The organism is Sphingomonas suaedae, from assembly GCF_007833215.1.
Lineage (GTDB): Bacteria > Pseudomonadota > Alphaproteobacteria > Sphingomonadales > Sphingomonadaceae > Sphingomonas > Sphingomonas suaedae.
Window position 1 is genome coordinate 1,695,561 of the sequence record NZ_CP042239.1, and the last position, 17,191, is coordinate 1,712,751.

Genomic DNA, 17,191 nt, shown 5'->3' on the forward strand with positions numbered 1-17,191 from the left:
ATTTACCCGCCTACCCTTAGGGAAACCGCACGAAACCTCGAGTTTTGTGGGGGCAGCGTGAGTTACGAGTTCTCGTCGATCGTCCGCGACATCGCCGCCGACACCGATCAGCGGGCCATGACGCGCGACGCGGTTCATTACCGCGCCCGCGCCTTCGGCCCCGATGCCGAGCCGCACACGCTGCTGATCGTCAACATTTCCCCCCACGGCCTGATGGCGCGGTGCGAGCATGAATTTGCCGAAGGCGACCGCCTGCGCGTCATGCTCCCGGTGGTCGGCGCGCTCCCCGCCGAAATCCGCTGGTCGCTCGGCGGCCGCATCGGCGTTAGCTTCGACAGCGCGGTCGACCTGGCGAGCTATTACGAGCTGCTGGCGCAGATGCTGAAGGTGGGGTGAGCCTGCTAAGCCCCCGAGGGGGGCGGGCTAGATTGCCTCATCCCGCCTGGCGGGATCCGGGTCTCTCCAAGCGCATCGCTCCAGCCTCCTGCCCAGCGACCGCCTTCTAATGGACCCGACATAACGCCGCTGTGGCAGCTGAACTTGGGTAGGACGCCGAATTGCGGCTTTCGGCAACCCCCGGCATTTGAATGGGCCCCAAGCTCTTGTGAATGGGCCCCAAGCTCTTGGGACCTGCCGTTGATTGACCATCTCGCAGATTTACTGTATTACTACTGCAATACAGTAAAAGGGGCTGGAAATGTTCAATGCCGCGCGCCGTGAAGTCCTTATGGGAGCAGCGATGGCAGCCCTGTCCGCGCGCACCGCCGTGGGTGCCGCAGGCACTTCAGTCGAACGCGCCTCGGCAGTGGGGAAGGCGGGTGCGTGGTTGGAGGGGGTATTCGCCACCAGGCCTGCGCCTGCCATATCGGTCGCGGTCGCCAACCCCGATGGGCTTGTATGGGCAGGTACCGCCGGAGTCGCTAATCTCGAACTCGCCGTTCCTGCCCGGACGGATACCCTGTTCCCGCTCGGATCGATCAGCAAAGTCGTCACCTCGACGCTGGCGGCGCGGCTGGCATTGCGCGGCGTGCTTGACCTTGATGCGCCCATCAGCGCCGCCATGCCCGGGCTGCCCGCACAGCATCGCGATACGACCCTGCGTCAGCTGCTCACGCATCGCGCCGGCATCCGGCACTTTTCGGCTGCCGAAGCCGACATGGGGACCAACGGATCGCCAGTGTTCATGCGGGTGTATCGGTCTGAGGACGACGTTCTCGCCCTGTTCATAAACGATCCGCTTGTCGCGCCGCCGGGCACCGCAGTGAATTATTCCTCCTACGGCTATACGCTCGCCTCGATGGTGATGGCTGCGACGTCCGGCCGCGCCTTTCTCGATCTGGTCGAGGCCGAGATCGCCATACCCTTCAATGTGCCGAGCCTCGTGCCCGATGACCCATGGCGCATCACGCCGCATCGAGCCGCAGGGTATATGAATGATCTCGACCTCAGGATGTTCGGCGCCGGCCTGCCTGAAGGCGCGAAACCGAAGCTCGACAATGGTTGGGCCAACCTGCCATTCAACAATTCCGCTTACTCCTGGTCGGGAGCGGGCTTTCTCATGACGCCATCGGACACCGCAAGATTCGGTGCAGCCATGATCGATTCACAAGCGAGCGTTTTGAACGAAGCGGAACGGGCACTGCTCTTCACACCGGTGACGGTGGCGACGAAATCCTCACCACCCCTGGGCCTTGGCTGGCGTATCGATACCGACAAGACCGGGCGGCGAAGATGGCATCATGCCGGCGCCACGCCAGGGGGCTGCCAACTGCTAGTCGTGTATCCCGACCAGCGTCTGTCCGTGGCAATCGCCGGGAACGTGATGACGATGAAGATGAACCTGCTGCAAGGCGCAGCCGAGCTGATCGAGGTCTTTACAGAGTAGACCGGCGCCTTTGGGGGAGCTCGTCGATTGTTGTTCCAAATCCCCAAAGATTGGGAGCAATCAATCCGATTTGACCGACGAATGCTATGGACGAGAGGCTTGCACTTCGAAGCGACGCCCGGCCGTGAAATGTATGAAATAGCGTCGAAATCTGCTCATCCTGAATTTTACCGCACCGCTCCCGCAACCCTCACCCCGCCCGCAACAAGCCCACAGCCGCATCGCGCTCGAACAAATACAGCGCCACCCGCGCCGCCTGTCCGCGCTCCCCGTCCAGCCCGCCGTCGCGGTCGACCAGCAGCCGCGCATCGTCGGTCGCCGCCGCGATCAGTTCGGCGAACTTCTCCGGCGGGGCGAGCCGGAACGTCTGTTCCCCCGATTGCCGCGTCCCCAGCATCTCGCCCGCACCGCGCAGCCGCAGATCCTCTTCGGCGATCCGAAACCCGTCATTGGTCTCGCGCATCAGCGCCAGCCGCGCGCGCGATGTCTCGCTCAACGTCCCGCCGCGCAGCAGCACGCACACCGACCGCCCCCCGCCGCGCCCGACCCGCCCGCGCAACTGGTGCAGCTGCGCCAGCCCGAACCGGTCCGCCGCCTCGATCACGATCAGCGTCGCGTTGGGGACATCGACCCCGACCTCGATCACCGTCGTCGCGACCAGCACGCCGAGTTCGCCCGCGGAAAAGCGCGCCATCACCGCGTCCTTTTCCGGCCCCTTCATCCGGCCATGGACCAGCCCCACCCGATCGCCGAACCGCGCGCGCAGCGCCTCGGCCCGCGCCTCGGCGGCGGCAAGGTCGGTCTTCTCGCTCTCCTCGACCAGCGGACATACCCAATAGGCCTGCCCCCCGCCCGACAGATGCCGGGCAAGGCCGTTGACCACCTCCTCGATCCGCTCCTCGCTGATCACGCTGGTCTCGATCGGCTGGCGCCCCGGCGGCATCTCGTCGAGCTTGCTCACATCCATCTCGCCATGCGTCGCGAGTTGCAGCGTGCGCGGGATCGGTGTCGCGGTCATAACCAGCAAATGCGGCGCGGTCTTCGCCTTGGCCTGCAGCATCATCCGCTCGGCGACGCCGAAACGGTGTTGCTCGTCCACCACGACTAGGCCGAGATCGCGATATTCGACCCCCTGCTGAAAAATCGCATGGGTGCCGATCAGGATGTCGATCGACCCATCGGCGACCCCCATCAGCGTCGCTTCGCGCGCCCGGCCCTTGTCGCGCCCGGTCAGGATTGCGATCTCGACGCCAAGGCCCGCGAACAACTTGCGCAGCGTCTCATAATGTTGCCGCGCCAGTATCTCGGTCGGCGCCAGCATCGCCCCCTGCGCCTCCGCCTCGACTGCGATCAGCAGCGCCATCGCCGCCACCAAAGTCTTGCCCGCACCGACATCGCCCTGAAGGAGCCGCAGCATCGGGCGCGGCTGGGCCATATCGCCCTCGATCTCGCGGATCGTCCGCGCCTGCGCCCCGGTCGGCGTGTAGGGCAGGCTCAGCGCATCGCGCAGCCGCCCGTCGCCCTGCAGCGCGCGCCCCTTCTTCGCCCGCGCCGCCCCGCGCACCAGCATCAGCGCCAGCTGGTTGGCGAACACCTCGTCATAGGCCAGCCGGTCGCGCGCCTTGGCATCCGCCGGATCGGCATGGATGCGCTCAAGCGCCTCACGCCAGTCGGGCCAGCCCTTGCGCGCCTTCAAACTCGGCTCGATCCATTCGGGAAGCACGGGCGCGCGTTCCACCGCCTGCGCCGCAAAATCCGCCAGCCGCTTCGACGTCATCCCCTCCGACAGCGGATAGATCGCCTCACGCCCACCCGGCCGCGGCTCGCTCAGCGCGACCACCTCAGGATGCACGATCTGCAGCTCCTGGCCATAGTGGTCGAGCTTCCCCGACACCCATTTGGCCTCGTTCAGCGGCAGTTGCTTCTTCACCCAGCCGCTATTCCCGCCAAAGAAGACGAGCGTGACATAATTGCCGCGCGCATCGGTCGCCTCGACCCGCGCCGGCGCCCGCGCGCTCCCGCCCATGCGATAATTCACCGGCGTCAGCTTGATCGCGATCGTCCGCCCGACATCCGCCTGATCCAGCTCCTCGCGCGGCAGCCGGTCGATATAGCCAGAGGGCAAATGAAACGCGACATCCACCACCCGGGCAAGCCCCAGCCGCTCCAGCGGCTTGGCCAGTTGCGGCCCCACACCTTTCAGCGCGGTGACTTCGGCAAAGAGAGGGTTGAGGATATCGGGGCGCATCGATGCTGACCTAACCGCCCGCTTCGCTACGGCGCAAGCCGGAGTGGACGAACGCTACGAACTCATGGGCATTCTTCGCCTCGCGTCGCAACGGCTTCAAGCAGAATGCTTTGTCGTGCTGCCAAGTTCGCCGGATAGGGTATGTGGCCGTATCTGCCACGGGAGGAAACAAAATGCGCCGTTATTTCACCGCGATTCTGGCACCTTGTCTTTGGATCATGCCCGCCCAAGCGCAGGAAAACTGGGAAGGGACGCCGGTACCACCTGCAAACGGATCGGCCGGAAAGGTTAGCGGGAACGAATATATCGTTGCCCGGTGTAATCGCCGCGTACCTAACAACTACCTGTGCACCGATGATCCATTGGCGGTCCGCGAGGTTTTCATCCCGATCAGCGAGTTTGCGCGGTGGGATACCGTAGATGCCCTGCGGCAGGATCTGGTCGGGCTGGCCGGAACGGTCGAGATGCAGGGCGGTCGCATTGCCGCGCTCGAAACTATTGTCGGATTGCAGGGCGCTGACATAGCCGAGTTGGACCGAAAGATGGAGCGGGACCGCGTGTCCGCCCGGCAGGGTATCGCCGCTGCGGTTGCGATCGGAAATGCGCCGATGCCGTCGGAGCCAGGCCGTCTCAGCTATGATATCAATGTCGCGACCTTCCGCGGGGAGCAGGCGGCGGGTGGTTCCTTCAAATATCGCCTGAACCTGCCCGATCCTACTGCGATCTCGTTCGGATTCTCGTCTTCCGGTAGAGGAAATCAAGCAGCACGCGTTGGGCTCTCCGGCGAGTTTTGATGCGCGAAATCATTGTCCGGGGCCATGCGACTGTTCGCACCACAGAGAGGAGAACCGGCAAATCTGGCAGCATCCAGCGATGAAGTTGCGACTGGCGCTGATCGGCTCAGACACCTATCTGAAACCCATATTCTCACTGCCGACCGCGCATTTTTTGGCGCTGTCGGCCAATTTGCGTTGGACTCGATGAACCGCGAAACCCGCATCAAACGCCTTCGCTTCCGCGCCTGGCACCGCGGCGTCAAGGAAGCCGACCTGATGATCGGCGGTTTCTTCGACGCCCACCATGCCGGCTGGAACGATGCCGAGATCGAACTGTTCGAAGCGCTGCTGGAGGAACAGGATGTCGACATCATGGCCTGGGCGATGGGCGGCCAACCCGTCCCGCCCGAATATCAGGGCACGATCATGTCCGCGCTCAAGACGCTGAACTACGTGCCGGTCGCGAAATAACCAAGCCCCTCCCCTTCAGGGGAGGGGTTGGGGTGGGGCCTGTCCACACAGGCCGCGGTCTCGGTGAGACTGAAACGCCCCACCCCCTACCCCTCCCCTGAAGGGGAGGGGCTGAAGAGAAGAATATGCCCGACCTCAACCGCATCCTCTCCGCCAACACGCCGCTGACCCTCTCCGGCGTCCCCACGGGATTCCTCCCCTGGCTGCTCGCCGATCTCGCGCGCGCCAGCGAGGCGGGCGCGGTCTATATCGCCCCCGACGAATCCGCGATGCGCGCGGTCGCCTCGACCGCGCCCTTCTTCGCGCCCGAGCTCGAGATCATCCAGTTCCCCGCCTGGGACTGCCTCCCCTATGACCGCGCCAGCCCGACCTTGCGCGTCATGGCCGAACGCATGGCCGCGCTGTCCGCACTCCAGTCCCCAAGCAAGCAGCCGCGCCTGATCCTCACCACCGTCAACGCCGCGAGCCAGCGCACGCTCACCCCCTTCCGCATCCGCCAGCTGACCGCGCGCCTCGCGCCGGGCGAGCGCATCTCGCTCGACAAGCTCGCCGCGATGCTCTCGTCCAACGGCTATGTCCGCACCGACACCGTCCATGATTCGGGCGAGTTCGCGGTGCGCGGCGGCCTGGTCGACCTCTACCCCTCGGGCGCGGAACAGGCGCTCCGCCTCGATTTCTTCGGCGACGAGATCGAGAGCGTCCGCACCTTCGATCCCGCCGACCAGCGCACCACCGGCCGCGTCGACGGCTTCACCCTCCTCCCCGCCAGCGAAGCGCTGCTCGACGAGGATACGATCAAGCGCTTCCGCACCCGCTATCGCGAGAAGTTCGGCGCCACCGCCACCGGCGACCCGCTGTATCAGGCGATCAGCGACGGCCGCCGCCTCGCCGGGATGGAGCATTGGCTGCCTTTGTTCGAAGAGCGGATGGAGACGCTGTTCGACCATCTCCCCGCCGACGCCGTGATCATCCGCGACGCCGGGGACGCGGGCGCCGCCGAAGCCCGCTTCGAAGCGATCGCCGACTATCAGGCCAACCGCGTCCGCGCCCAGTCGACCGATGCCGGCAGCTACCGCCCGCTCGGCACCGACCAGCTCTACCTCCTCCCCGCCGAATGGGAGACGCGCCTCAAATCCGCCCGCGCCCATCTCGCCACCCCGTTTCACGAGCCCGAAAGCGCGACCGTCCTCGACTTCAACGTGGACGGCCCGCGCGACTTCGCCCCCGAGCGCGCGGCGCAATCGAACATCTACGACGCCGTCACCGACCACCTCGCCAAGCTGCGCAAGGGCGGCAAGAAGCCGATCCTCGCCAGCTACTCCACCGGCTCGCGCGAGCGGCTCAAGGGCCTGCTCGCCGACCACGGCCTGACCAGCACCGTCCTCGCCGACGGCTGGCAGGAGGCACTCGGCGCCGCCGCCGGCGGCCGCGACTCCGCCAACGTCGCGCTGATCGTCCTCCCCCTCGACCACGGCTTCACCGCGCCCGACATCGCGCTGCTCACCGAGCAGGACATGCTCGGCGACCGCCTCGTCCGCCGCAACAAGCGCAAGAAGTCGACCGACGCCTTCCTCGCCGAACTCGCCACCCTCTCCCCTGGCGACCTCGTCGTCCACACCGAGCACGGCATCGGCCGCTACGAAGGCCTCACCCAGATCCCGGTGCAGAAGGCTCCGCACGATTGCGTCGCGCTCACCTATGCCGGCGGCGACAAGCTCTACGTCCCGGTCGAAAACCTCGAAGTCCTCTCCCGCTACGGCTCCTCCGAAGAGGGCGCGACCCTCGACAAGCTCGGCGGCGAAGCCTGGCAGCGCCGCAAGTCGAAGATGAAGGAGCGCATCCGCGAGATCGCGGGTGAACTCATCGCCACCGCCGCCGCGCGCGCCGTCCGCCCGGGCGAGGTGATCGAACCCGATCCCGGCGCCTACCCCGCCTTTGTCGACCGCTTCCCGTTCAGCGAGACCGACGACCAGGAACGCGCCATCGCCGAAACGCTCGACGATCTCGCCGCCGGCCGCCCGATGGACCGGCTCGTCGTCGGCGATGTCGGCTTCGGCAAGACCGAGGTGGCGCTGCGCGCCGCCTTCGTCGCGGCGATGGCCGGCTATCAGGTCGCGATCGTCTGCCCCACCACGCTGCTCGCGCGCCAGCATTACGCCAACTTCGTCGCCCGCTTCGAAGGCTTCCCGCTGCGCATCGGCCGCCTCTCGCGCCTCGTCCCCGCCGCCGAAGCCAAGGCGACCAGGGACGGCCTCGCCGCCGGCACGCTCGACATCGTCGTCGGCACCCATGCCGTCCTCGCCAAGGGCCTCGACTTCAAGCGCCTCGGCCTCGTCGTGGTGGACGAGGAACAGCGCTTCGGCGTCACCCACAAGGAACGGCTCAAGGGCCTCAAGGCCGACGTCCACGTCCTCACCCTCACCGCCACCCCCATCCCGCGCACGCTGCAGATGGCGATGTCGGGCCTGCGCGAACTCTCGGTCATCCAGACCCCGCCGGTCGATCGCCTCGCGGTCCGCACCTATGTCATGCCCTGGGACCCGGTCGTCCTGCGCGAAGCCCTGCTGCGCGAACATTATCGCGGCGGGCAGAGCTTCGTCGTCACCCCGCGCATCGCCGACCTGCCCGATATCGAGCAGTATCTGCGCGAGGAAGTCCCCGAAATCCACTACGTCGTCGCGCACGGCCAGATGGCGCCGAGCGAGGTCGAGGAGCGCATGTCCGCCTTCTACGACAAGAAATACGAGGTGCTCGTCTCCACCTCGATCATCGAGAGCGGGATCGACATCCCCAGCGCCAACACGATGATCGTCAACCGCGCCGACCGCTTCGGCCTTGCCCAGCTCTACCAGCTGCGCGGCCGCGTCGGCCGGGCCAAGACCCGCGCCTATGCCTATATGACCACCGCCCCCCAGCGGATGATGACCGAAGCCGCCGAAAAGCGCCTCAAGGTCCTCTCCGACCTCGAATCCCTGGGCGCCGGGTTCCAGCTCGCCAGCCACGATCTCGACATCCGCGGCGCGGGCAATCTGCTCGGCGACGAACAGTCCGGGCACATCAAGGAGGTCGGCTACGAACTCTACCAGTCGATGCTGGAGGAGGCGATCATGGACGCCAAGGCCGGCGGCATGGCCAGCGACCGCCCCCGCGACCTGTCGCCCCAGATCACCGTCGACGCCCCGATCCTCATCCCGGAAACCTTCGTCCCCGACCTCGACCTGCGCATGGGCCTCTACCGCCGCCTCAACGAGGTCGAGGACCGCGCGGGAATCGAGGAATTTGCAGCGGAAATGATCGACCGCTTCGGCAAGCTGCCCGAAGAGACCGAAAACCTCCTGCTCCTGATCGAGGCCAAGCTGAACGCCAAAAAGGCGTGCATCGCCAAGATCGACGTCGGCCCAAAGGGCGCGCTGGTCACCTTCCACGAAGACAAATTCCCCAGCGTCGAGGGGCTGATGGCCTATGTCACCAAGCTCGACGGCACCGCCAAGCTGCGCCCCGACATGAAGCTGGTCGTGGCCCGCGCCTTCGCGACGCCGCGCGCACGGCTGAACGCAGCGCTGCAGATTTCGCGGGGGTTGGCTAAGGCGGCGGGGTGACCGGACCGACGATTAGGTCGGGTCAATATACCCAAACGTCCTCGCCATCGAAATCGGGATACACGATCGGCTTCTCGCCAAAATACTTTTTGACGACCCTATCGCGTCGCTTGATGGAACTCTCGTCCTCGTCAATTTCGTCAGGATAAATAAAAGTCAGTTCGAAACGACCGTCCTTGACGAAATACGCAAGCCCTCCCCAACGCTCGTCACCTTCCTGAGCGTACCACAGGTCAAGCAGGGCATCGCCCAATCGGTCGAGGTCAGGATCTCTATACCTGAGGTGATTGCCCAAATCTTTGAAGATTGAGGGCGAAACATATCCTCGCCCAACCTCTGCGTGCAGCAGCGTCTTGTCGAGTGGGTATTCCGTGTCCTCGGCGAGCAACTGGCCAATCCGTTTCAAAATCTCTTCTGTCTTAGCGCTTGCCACTTTCCGCTCCCTCCGGCTCATTGGGAAGTTTGTCGCTTTTCGGGCTGCCGTCGATCCAGTACCAGATATTGAGAGCGGACGGCCGCTGCGAGCCATGTTCATAGACCGGAACTATTTTCACCCGAACGTCCCTGCCAGCGCGCGTCTCGCGCGCCCACTCATTTTCGAGTTTGAGATACTTGCGGCGATTGAAGTTCGCGTCCTGCGCGAAATGATTGAAGGCTTCGGTAGGTCCATTGAAGCGCCGAGCGATGTAGTGCCCGCCATGATCGCTCGGACGACGGTCCTCCCCGCCAGCCGCTAGTTGCGTTGATTGCGAACGTACCTGCTCCGGATTGAGCGTGAGTTCGCCCGAAATCCGGCGAGTCCGGTTATGCTCGTCAATCTCGTAGAGATATCCGTTGCTCACCACCTTCCGCCACCGCTCTGCCCCGGCCGGTTGATGGTCTCGCCCCGCCGACCGATCTGCGCTGGCCGTTAGTATCGCCTTGCCGATCGGATCGGCGACAGCATCAGCCCCTGATGGCTTGAGCGACAGCGGACCAGGCTCATCCCAGCTGCCGGTAGCACCGCCGCCGCCGAAGCCGCCGACACCGCCATTCGCCGCAATGTCGCGGGCTGGTGACGGTGGAGGTGGAGGCGGAGGCGGCGGTGGGGGTGGCGGAGGCGGCTGAGAGAGCCGAGCAAATGCCGCCTTATAACGCTGATACTGCGCTTCTATCGCTCGGCGATACTCTGGTTTGTGGCCATGTTTGGCCAGTTCTGCGGCTCTCCAGGCGTTGGCCTCTTCCATGCTCCGGATCGGCCGCTTGGCCGGATCATCTACATACTCAACCTTTCCGCGCCCTGGGCCGAGCTGATCCTTCGCCCCGTCACTGCCGCGCCCGTAATAGCGCCCGGTCCCTGCGAAAGTGAAACGCCCGTTTTCTGGATCGTGCCAAGGATTGAACTTGAACTCGATCCCGCCGAAATCCCGTGCCGACGGAAGCCGCCCCGTCCGTACCCACAGCGAAAAAGCGCGCCGCCGCGCATAGTCCTGTTCCCGAATCATATCGCCCCGCGTTAAAATGCGGTTAGAACATTTCAGGAACATTTTCCAACAAGTCAAGCGCGTCGCGGTCGCTTCGCCCTCGACGTCGGGCCAAGGGCGCGCTGGTCAACTTCCACGAAGACAAGTTCCCCAGCGTCGAGGGGCTTTTGGCTTACGTCGAGCGCCTCGACGGCACCGCCAAGCTGCGCCCGGACATGAAGCTGGTGGTGGCCCGCGCATTTGCGACGCCACGGGCACGGCTCAACGCGGCGCTGCAGATTTCGCGGGGGTTGGCTAAGGCGGCGGGGTGAGGGCGCGCGCTCGTCGGGAACAATAGAAAAACTCCGCCTTATGGACCAGAGCTGATCTAGCAGTCTTTCTTGCGCATAGAACCTAAACCACGCTTGCCGAAAAGTTTGTTTTCAGCGGTCTTGGACCAGCCTAACATTGAGTTCCAAATTGAGGCGCATCCCTTCGGCTTCCTTGCCGTAGTTTGTCGTGTCGTCATCGTGTTCGCCGAGCCAATCTGGAAACAGCGCGACGGCTGGCAGGTGCATATCATTATGGGCAGGTAAGCGGGCGTCGGTAATGCAGGAGAGACGATAGTGTATGGCTTGCCGCATGGCGTCGGCAAACTCGCTTTTGTACAGATTCGACTTCTTAAACTCCCAGCCGAACGTCCAGCCGGTCATTCGGCATGTTGCCACGGCGTCGATCCGTAGGACGTGACCATCAGCGTTGGTAGCTTCAACTTCTTCGATAAATTCAAAAGTGCGGCGCGAGTCGTCGCAGAACTTCGGCGCGGGCCAAAGGTTCGGTCACGTAGCGACGTCGGCTATCGTCCTTAGACTTCGGCATCACCAACCCGGAATTTGAGCGGCAAGATCTTCGATCAACGCGCTCTTGATGCACAGCCCCAAATTTATCATATGCGTGACCTTAGCGACCGACGCGAGGTTCGTCGGGATGGGTTCTGCTACGATATTGCCGTTCACGGTTTCGGTGTGTCCGGCGTAAAGAACTCCAATCAGCGCGAACCGCGTCCCCATCGCTATGCCACTCGCCGTCGTATAAGCACCTTCGTTGACCACAAGTATCGGGGAACCTGAAGAACCCCCGTAAACGGGAATATCTGCAAGAAACTCTTTCTTACCTTGATAATCCATAGTGTAAGGTGTTGATGTGATTCCACGTCGAACAATAGGAAAGTTATTGAAACTATCGACAAGCCCCGTTGGATAACCAACCATCACGACATCTTCTAACGAACTAAAATCTTTCATCATCGATGCAGAAGGCAAATTTTCTTTACTAAGGCATTTGATGAACGGCTGCCAACCATCAACTTTTTTAGCGTGCTCTATAATAGGAACAATTCCGATAGCAGCGAGGTCCACGTTGGTGTCATGATGACGCATTATCGGCAGTTCGCTCGAGCGAACTGAAATTAGTCGCCCAGCCCCCGGCAGCGGGGTTTGGCTGTTATCGGTCGTAACATGAAAATTCAGGCCTATGACTACCGCGCCATCTAAGACGTGCTTGTTCGTCACTAACAGCAAAGATTCATGGTCGCCTTTGCTGAAAAGATACAAAAAGCTAGTGCCTGCGCCCGTCGAATTCGTCGTTTCATTTTTCGACGTAAGGATGCGCACCGTCATATAGCGCAATTGGTCGGATATTCTGCCGTTGCTCATGACGCGCTTGCCCCGAATTCGACGGCAACGATATGGCGGTCACTTTCGCGATTCAAGCGCTAACGAAACGATGCTGCTGTATCCCCTTGCAATGTTGGATTTCATTTGCCCCCCGGTCGAATACTGACCGCTCTTTGACCCCGTCGATCGCCTCGCTGAAGGACCGCGCAGCCCTTCCGCCCGAACCTGACAACCGCCCGGCACACACCGCATGTCACCTTAGTCAGCTTGGCCCCGCCACCGCGCTACCTTTGCAGGCCCGGCAAAATTGAAGATCCAACGTCACCCCGCGAACATGGCGGCGCAGCTACATTTCGATTTCATAGTTGACTTTTGTGTAATTAAAATGCAATCCTGCCTTAAGATGCCCTATGTGTACGAATGTTACGCATTCCGCACCCGCCCAGTCTCGCAAGGCTATAAGTCATGTCCACAGCCGTCACGCGCATCCTCGACGACCTGAAAACCTATGGCGGCCTCCAGGGAAAGGACATCGCCAACATCGTCGATGTGTCGACGGCGACCGTGTCGCGCTGGTTGCGCGGCAACGCGATGCCCGGCCTTCATACTCAAACGGTCATCGCCGACCTGCGCTACGTCGTGGACCGGCTTTCCGATTTCTACACGGCGGACGAGACGCGCCTGTGGCTGCACTCGCGTCATGCATTGCTCGGCAACGAGCGTGCGATCGATCTTATCAATGCCGACCGGACGGAAGAGGTGTTGGCGGTAATTGAGCGGCTTGAGGCCGGGGCATTCCTTTAGGCGTCTGGGCATGAGCGACCGGCGCGCCCGAGACTTAGAATTGCTCGATCTTATCGACGGACATCAGGGCATTCCGTTCGAGGGCGATGTTTGGCGTATCGTCCGCGAGGAGCGCGATGTTCTTCAGGGCTATCCCGCCGGTGCCCGCTGGGATCCGGGCACCTTCGACGTTCTCTACACAGCACTCGAGCGCGAAGGCGCACTCGCGGAAATCCATTTCCATCTGAGCCAGCAGCCGGTTTTTCCTTCCAAGCTCCGGTCGGTGCTGCATCGCCTGACCGTGCGTACAACACGTACTCTGAAAATTGCCGATCTCGACGCCCTCGTCGGCTTGGGTGTCAGCAGGGAGCACTATAGCAGCCTATCCTATGATCGTTGCCAGGAGATCGGCGATGCAGCGCAGTTCCTCGGCTTCGACGGCATTTTGGCACCGAGCGCACGCTGGCCATGTCATAATCTGGTGCTCTTTATGGATCGATTAGACCCTGACGACCTGCACCTGGTCGAAAGCGAACCGGTCGATTGGCAGGAATGGCGAGACAGTCAGCGTAAAAAATCCTGACTAGCCACAGTTTTGCGAAACACCCAGTCTGTGCCCCCTTGCAATGTTGGACCCGATATGTTCTCCTCCGCCGGTCGAACACCGACCGCTCTTTGACCCCGTCGATCGCGCCCCTGAAGGACCTGGCAGCCCTTCTGCCCTAACCTGACACCCCGCCTGACACACCGCGTATTTTTGTCAGCTTCGTCAGCCCCGCCCGCCATCATCCGCCCCGGAACCGTCCGAAGCTGACAGGATGAACCGCGTTCCGCGTAACTTCGTCAGTTTCGCGTCAACCCGATCGGGTCGCCATACCGCGCGTGGACAACCTTCATAACGTTCGCCCAACCCCGCGCCATCTTGACTTAAGACAGCCCCACTGCCATATCGCGCCGCAGCGAGGCGTTATGCAGCGTGATCGGGCCGGGGTTCATCCTGCGGCTCCGGCTCCGCCTCGGTTGATTGCTCGGCTTCCCATATCACGCGGGTCGTCATTTTTTGACCCGCCTGCGCGCGCGCATTCCGCATGCGCGCTGGCCGTTTATGCAAAAGAGATTCCATGACCAAGTTCAATACCCTCGGCCTGTCCGAGACCACGCTGGCTGCGCTGGCGGCAAAGGGCTATACCGACGCGACGCCGATCCAGGCGCAGTCGATCCCCGCTTTGCTCGAAGGGCGCGACCTGCTCGGCATCGCCCAGACCGGCACCGGCAAGACCGCCGCGTTCATGCTCCCCTCGATCGAACGCCTCGTCGCGTCGAACAAGCGGGCGCAGCCGCGCGGCTGCCGCATGCTCGTCCTCGCCCCCACCCGCGAACTGGCCAGCCAGATCGCCCAGAGCGCCCGCGACTATAGCAAGGGCACCAAGCTTTCGGTCGCGACCGTGTTCGGCGGCACCTCGATCCACAAGAACAAGACCGATCTGGCGCGCGGCGTCGACATCGTCGTCGCGACCCCCGGTCGCCTCGTCGACCTGATCGAACAAAGCTATGCGATCCTGCTCGGCATCGAGATCCTGGTGCTGGACGAGGCCGACCAGATGATGGACCTCGGCTTCATCCATGCGCTCAAGCGCATCGTCCGCGAGCTGCCCAGCAAGCGCCAGACTTTGTTCTTCTCGGCCACCATGCCCAAGTCGATCCGCGACCTGGCCGGCCAGTTCATCAAGGATCCGGTCGAGGTGAAGGTGACCCCCGTCGCCACCACCGCCGAGCGCGTCGAGCAGTTCGTGACCTTCGTCAATCAGGCGGAGAAGCAGTCGCTGCTGACCATCGCGCTGCGCGACGAGAGCATCGACCGCGCGCTGGTCTTCACCCGCACCAAGCATGGCGCCGACCGCGTCGTGAAGCTGCTGGCGGCAAGCGGCGTCGCGTCGAACGCGATCCACGGCAACAAGAGCCAGCCGCAGCGCGAGCGCGCGCTGGGCGAGTTCAAGTCGGGCAAGGTCAAGATCCTGGTCGCGACCGACATCGCGGCGCGCGGCATCGACGTGTCGGGGGTGAGCCATGTGTTCAACTTCGAACTGCCCAACGTGCCGGACCAATATGTCCACCGCATCGGCCGCACCGCCCGTGCCGGCGCGACCGGCGTCGCCATCAGCTTCTGCGCCGATGACGAGAGGCCGTATCTCCGCGATATCGAAAAGCTGATCCGCCAGAAGGTCGCGATCCAGCCGCTGCCCGAGGATTTCGTGGCCGAATCGGCCCGCATCAAGTCGAGCCGCGGCCCGATCCCGATGAGCCGCGACGAGCAGAATGGCCGCAACGGCCGCACGATGCAGGATCGCAACGCCCATCACCGCGCCGCCCAGCGCGACCGCGGCCCCCGCGGCAATCCCGCCGGTGAGCGTCGCGAGACGCTCGGCACGGCCGGTCCGCGCGGTGGCGAAGGTGCCGGTGCAGGCGACAAGCCGCGCTTCTACGGCCCGCGCAAGAAGAAGTTCTCGCCCCGCCCCGCCGGTGCCGGCGGCGGCGGCCAGCGCAGCGGCGGCGGCCAGGGCCAGCGCCGCGGCTAAATAATCCTGTCAGGGGCGGTTCCGGCCGCCCCTGCGCGCTTCCTCATCCTCTGCCCCGGCGATCAGCCGCGCGATCCGCTCGGCGCCCTGCGTCCCCTCGTTGCTCCCCCGCCCGATCAGCTGCGCCGCGCGACCGTACAGCGCCCCGGCCCGGTCATAATCCCCCTCCGCTTCGGCACACAGGCCCAGGTCGAAGACGATCGACGGGTGATTCGGCGCCTGAGCATCCATCGCCGTCCATGCAGCACAGGCCCCGCGCAGATCGCGCTGCGTCTGCCTGACGATATCCTTGAACGTCCGGTTGAGTTCCTTGGGCAGCCCCCGGGTGCTCTCACGGAAACGGATCGAATAATTCTCGACCGACGGTACGATGTCGCGCCGGACATTCTCGGCGATATCGACGATCATCCCGCGAATCGCTTCCTCGGTGGTCCGCGGCGGGTTCTGCCCCCGGCACCAGCTCGTCTCGTCCCGGCGCGGGCGCGAGACACTATAGAGGACGCGCCCGTCCGCACTTGCGAGGCGCAGGTCGGCGTTCACATTGATGACGCGGCGGGTACAGTCCTTCTCGACCTCCTCTTCGCGCAGGCATTTGCCGTCGCGTTTGCCCCCTTCGCGTTCGACGCATTCCTTTTCCTTGCGCTTGAAGCGGCTCTCCTGAACGCCCGTCGTGACATTGCCGTTCAGCATCCCGTCCGCTTGCGCGCCGCGCCCGCCGACCAGATCGAAATGGACGTCGCCGGTGATGTCGGGCCGCGCCAGCGCCCGCTCGATCGCCATGCCCAATTGCACCCCGTCCTGCCCGGTGATGCGGCCGACGCGCAGCGAATCGAGCATCGCGGCATCGCGATAGGGCGCGGCGAACCGCCCGGTCATCCGGACGCTTTCCGCATAAGCGGTGCTGGCAAGAAGCGATGTGGCGGCAAGCGCGACGACCGCGCGGATCGGTGTCTGAAACATGATATCCCCCCGACTGAGTCAGTCGGCAATTGTTTCGCATCCGATGCCCGGCCCAGCAAGCCCGTTCGCCGCGCCGTCATCGCACGGTCACACAGGTTGCATCCTCGCCCCCCCTTTGCTAGGCGCGCGCCAACCCATCGGGGGTGCCGCGCAGGCACACCCCCGAATCCCCATGGGGCCATTCTAGAGTCCAAGAGGAAACACGCGTCCGTGGATAATTCCGGCGGTATCCAAGCCAGCTTAAGCGGTCGTTATGCGACTGCGCTGTTCGATCTGGCGCGCGAGGGCGGTTCGATCGCGACGGTCGAATCGAGCCTTGCCACGGTCAAGCAGGCGCTGACCGACTCGGCCGACTTTGCGGCGCTGACCAAGAGCCCGCTGCTCGGTCGCGATGAAACCGCACGCGGTGTCGCGGCTGCGGCGGGCGCGATGAAGCTCGACCCGCTCACCACCCGCTTCCTCGGGGTGCTGGCGCAGAATCGCCGTCTGTCGGCGCTGCCCGGCATGATCCGCGACTTCCGCACGCTGGCCGCCCGCCATCGCGGCGAAGTGACCGCCGAAGTCGTGTCGGCCCATCCGCTCGACGCGGCGCAGGTGACCGAACTCAAGACGCAGCTGCGCACCCGCGTCGGCCGCGACGTCAATGTCGACCTGTCGGTCGATCCCGCACTCCTTGGCGGGCTGGTCGTGAAGATCGGCTCCCAGATGATCGACAGCTCGATCAAGACCCGTTTGAACTCACTCGCCCACGCGATGAAAGGCTGAAGGCTAAGAC

At 63.8% G+C, this 17,191-nt stretch carries 15 protein-coding genes and 1 pseudogene; 10 read left to right on the top strand and 6 right to left on the bottom strand.

Annotated features, from left to right (window positions below):
• Positions 1-57 precede the first annotated feature (57 nt).
• Positions 58-396, top strand: a complete 339-nt coding sequence (locus FPZ54_RS08125) for a PilZ domain-containing protein (protein WP_239019760.1) — start codon at positions 58-60, stop codon at positions 394-396.
• Positions 397-697: 301 nt separating this feature from the next.
• Complete coding sequence (locus tag FPZ54_RS08130; protein WP_145846302.1) at positions 698-1,885, top strand: serine hydrolase domain-containing protein; 1,188 nt, start codon at positions 698-700, stop codon at positions 1,883-1,885.
• A 190-nt stretch (positions 1,886-2,075) separates the two neighbouring features.
• Here the strand turns inward: FPZ54_RS08130 and recG are convergent, their stop codons facing one another.
• Complete coding sequence (gene recG / locus FPZ54_RS08135) at positions 2,076-4,133, bottom strand: ATP-dependent DNA helicase RecG (RefSeq protein WP_145846303.1); 2,058 nt, start codon at positions 4,131-4,133, stop codon at positions 2,076-2,078.
• 173 nt (positions 4,134-4,306) lie between these two features.
• On the opposite strand from recG, the gene FPZ54_RS08140 reads away from it, so the two are divergent.
• The 3 genes from FPZ54_RS08140 to mfd all read left to right on the top strand — a co-directional run bounded on the left by FPZ54_RS08140 (position 4,307) and on the right by mfd (position 8,979).
• On the top strand, positions 4,307-4,927 hold the full coding sequence (locus FPZ54_RS08140; protein ID WP_145846305.1) for a YadA C-terminal domain-containing protein: 621 nt from the start codon (positions 4,307-4,309) through the stop codon (positions 4,925-4,927).
• 186 nt (positions 4,928-5,113) lie between these two features.
• Positions 5,114-5,380: an FAD assembly factor SdhE gene (locus FPZ54_RS08145; protein ID WP_145846307.1), complete on the top strand. Its 267-nt coding sequence runs from the start codon at positions 5,114-5,116 to the stop codon at positions 5,378-5,380.
• A 125-nt stretch (positions 5,381-5,505) separates the two neighbouring features.
• Positions 5,506-8,979: a transcription-repair coupling factor gene (gene mfd / locus FPZ54_RS08150; RefSeq protein WP_145846309.1), complete on the top strand. Its 3,474-nt coding sequence runs from the start codon at positions 5,506-5,508 to the stop codon at positions 8,977-8,979.
• Positions 8,980-9,001: 22 nt separating this feature from the next.
• Here the strand turns inward: mfd and FPZ54_RS08155 are convergent, their stop codons facing one another.
• Entirely contained in the window at positions 9,002-9,412 is a 411-nt protein-coding gene (locus FPZ54_RS08155; protein ID WP_239019761.1) for a hypothetical protein, read from the bottom strand.
• Complete coding sequence (locus FPZ54_RS08160; protein ID WP_239019762.1) at positions 9,399-10,463, bottom strand: DNA/RNA non-specific endonuclease; 1,065 nt, start codon at positions 10,461-10,463, stop codon at positions 9,399-9,401. Before FPZ54_RS08160 ends, FPZ54_RS08155 begins: the two co-directional genes overlap by 14 nt.
• A gap of 92 nt (positions 10,464-10,555) precedes the next feature.
• Here FPZ54_RS08160 and FPZ54_RS19810 point away from each other — a divergent pair.
• A pseudogene (locus tag FPZ54_RS19810) lies at positions 10,556-10,753 on the top strand (hypothetical protein); the annotation flags it as partial.
• A 111-nt stretch (positions 10,754-10,864) separates the two neighbouring features.
• Here FPZ54_RS19810 and FPZ54_RS08165 read toward each other — a convergent pair.
• Together FPZ54_RS08165 and FPZ54_RS08170 are read right to left on the bottom strand one after the other, a co-directional pair.
• Positions 10,865-11,134 (bottom strand): hypothetical protein, encoded by a 270-nt coding sequence (locus tag FPZ54_RS08165; protein ID WP_145846312.1) that lies wholly within the window; start codon positions 11,132-11,134, stop codon positions 10,865-10,867.
• 165 nt (positions 11,135-11,299) lie between these two features.
• Positions 11,300-12,136, bottom strand: a complete 837-nt coding sequence (locus FPZ54_RS08170; protein WP_145846314.1) for a S1 family peptidase — start codon at positions 12,134-12,136, stop codon at positions 11,300-11,302.
• Between the two features lie 426 nt (positions 12,137-12,562).
• On the opposite strand from FPZ54_RS08170, the gene FPZ54_RS08175 reads away from it, so the two are divergent.
• The 3 genes from FPZ54_RS08175 to FPZ54_RS08185 all read left to right on the top strand — a co-directional run bounded on the left by FPZ54_RS08175 (position 12,563) and on the right by FPZ54_RS08185 (position 15,456).
• Positions 12,563-12,901 (top strand): LacI family DNA-binding transcriptional regulator, encoded by a 339-nt coding sequence (locus FPZ54_RS08175; RefSeq protein ID WP_145846315.1) that lies wholly within the window; start codon positions 12,563-12,565, stop codon positions 12,899-12,901.
• Positions 12,902-12,911: 10 nt separating this feature from the next.
• The gene (locus tag FPZ54_RS08180) at positions 12,912-13,463 is read left to right on the top strand and encodes an RES family NAD+ phosphorylase (RefSeq protein ID WP_145846316.1); all 552 of its coding nucleotides are present in this window, start codon (positions 12,912-12,914) and stop codon (positions 13,461-13,463) included.
• A 538-nt stretch (positions 13,464-14,001) separates the two neighbouring features.
• Positions 14,002-15,456: a DEAD/DEAH box helicase gene (locus FPZ54_RS08185; protein WP_145846318.1), complete on the top strand. Its 1,455-nt coding sequence runs from the start codon at positions 14,002-14,004 to the stop codon at positions 15,454-15,456.
• A gap of 9 nt (positions 15,457-15,465) precedes the next feature.
• Here FPZ54_RS08185 and FPZ54_RS08190 read toward each other — a convergent pair whose 3' ends face one another.
• On the bottom strand, positions 15,466-16,416 hold the full coding sequence (locus FPZ54_RS08190; protein ID WP_145846319.1) for a tetratricopeptide repeat protein: 951 nt from the start codon (positions 16,414-16,416) through the stop codon (positions 15,466-15,468).
• A gap of 210 nt (positions 16,417-16,626) precedes the next feature.
• On the opposite strand from FPZ54_RS08190, the gene FPZ54_RS08195 reads away from it, so the two are divergent.
• Positions 16,627-17,181: a F0F1 ATP synthase subunit delta gene (locus tag FPZ54_RS08195; RefSeq protein WP_145846321.1), complete on the top strand. Its 555-nt coding sequence runs from the start codon at positions 16,627-16,629 to the stop codon at positions 17,179-17,181.
• Positions 17,182-17,191: the final 10 nt, after the last annotated feature.

Coding starts and splice junctions, on each gene's coding strand:
- FPZ54_RS08165 (WP_145846312.1), bottom strand. CDS start 11,134: ATGACCGGCTGGACGTTCGGCTGGGAGTTTAAGAAGTCGAATCTGTAC.
- FPZ54_RS08145 (WP_145846307.1), top strand. CDS start 5,114: ATGAACCGCGAAACCCGCATCAAACGCCTTCGCTTCCGCGCCTGGCAC.
- mfd (WP_145846309.1), top strand. CDS start 5,506: ATGCCCGACCTCAACCGCATCCTCTCCGCCAACACGCCGCTGACCCTC.
- FPZ54_RS08185 (WP_145846318.1), top strand. CDS start 14,002: ATGACCAAGTTCAATACCCTCGGCCTGTCCGAGACCACGCTGGCTGCG.
- FPZ54_RS08160 (WP_239019762.1), bottom strand. CDS start 10,463: ATGATTCGGGAACAGGACTATGCGCGGCGGCGCGCTTTTTCGCTGTGG.
- recG (WP_145846303.1), bottom strand. CDS start 4,133: ATGCGCCCCGATATCCTCAACCCTCTCTTTGCCGAAGTCACCGCGCTG.
- FPZ54_RS08175 (WP_145846315.1), top strand. CDS start 12,563: ATGTCCACAGCCGTCACGCGCATCCTCGACGACCTGAAAACCTATGGC.
- FPZ54_RS08190 (WP_145846319.1), bottom strand. CDS start 16,416: ATGTTTCAGACACCGATCCGCGCGGTCGTCGCGCTTGCCGCCACATCG.
- FPZ54_RS08140 (WP_145846305.1), top strand. CDS start 4,307: ATGCGCCGTTATTTCACCGCGATTCTGGCACCTTGTCTTTGGATCATG.
- FPZ54_RS08130 (WP_145846302.1), top strand. CDS start 698: ATGTTCAATGCCGCGCGCCGTGAAGTCCTTATGGGAGCAGCGATGGCA.
- FPZ54_RS08170 (WP_145846314.1), bottom strand. CDS start 12,136: ATGAGCAACGGCAGAATATCCGACCAATTGCGCTATATGACGGTGCGC.
- FPZ54_RS08180 (WP_145846316.1), top strand. CDS start 12,912: ATGAGCGACCGGCGCGCCCGAGACTTAGAATTGCTCGATCTTATCGAC.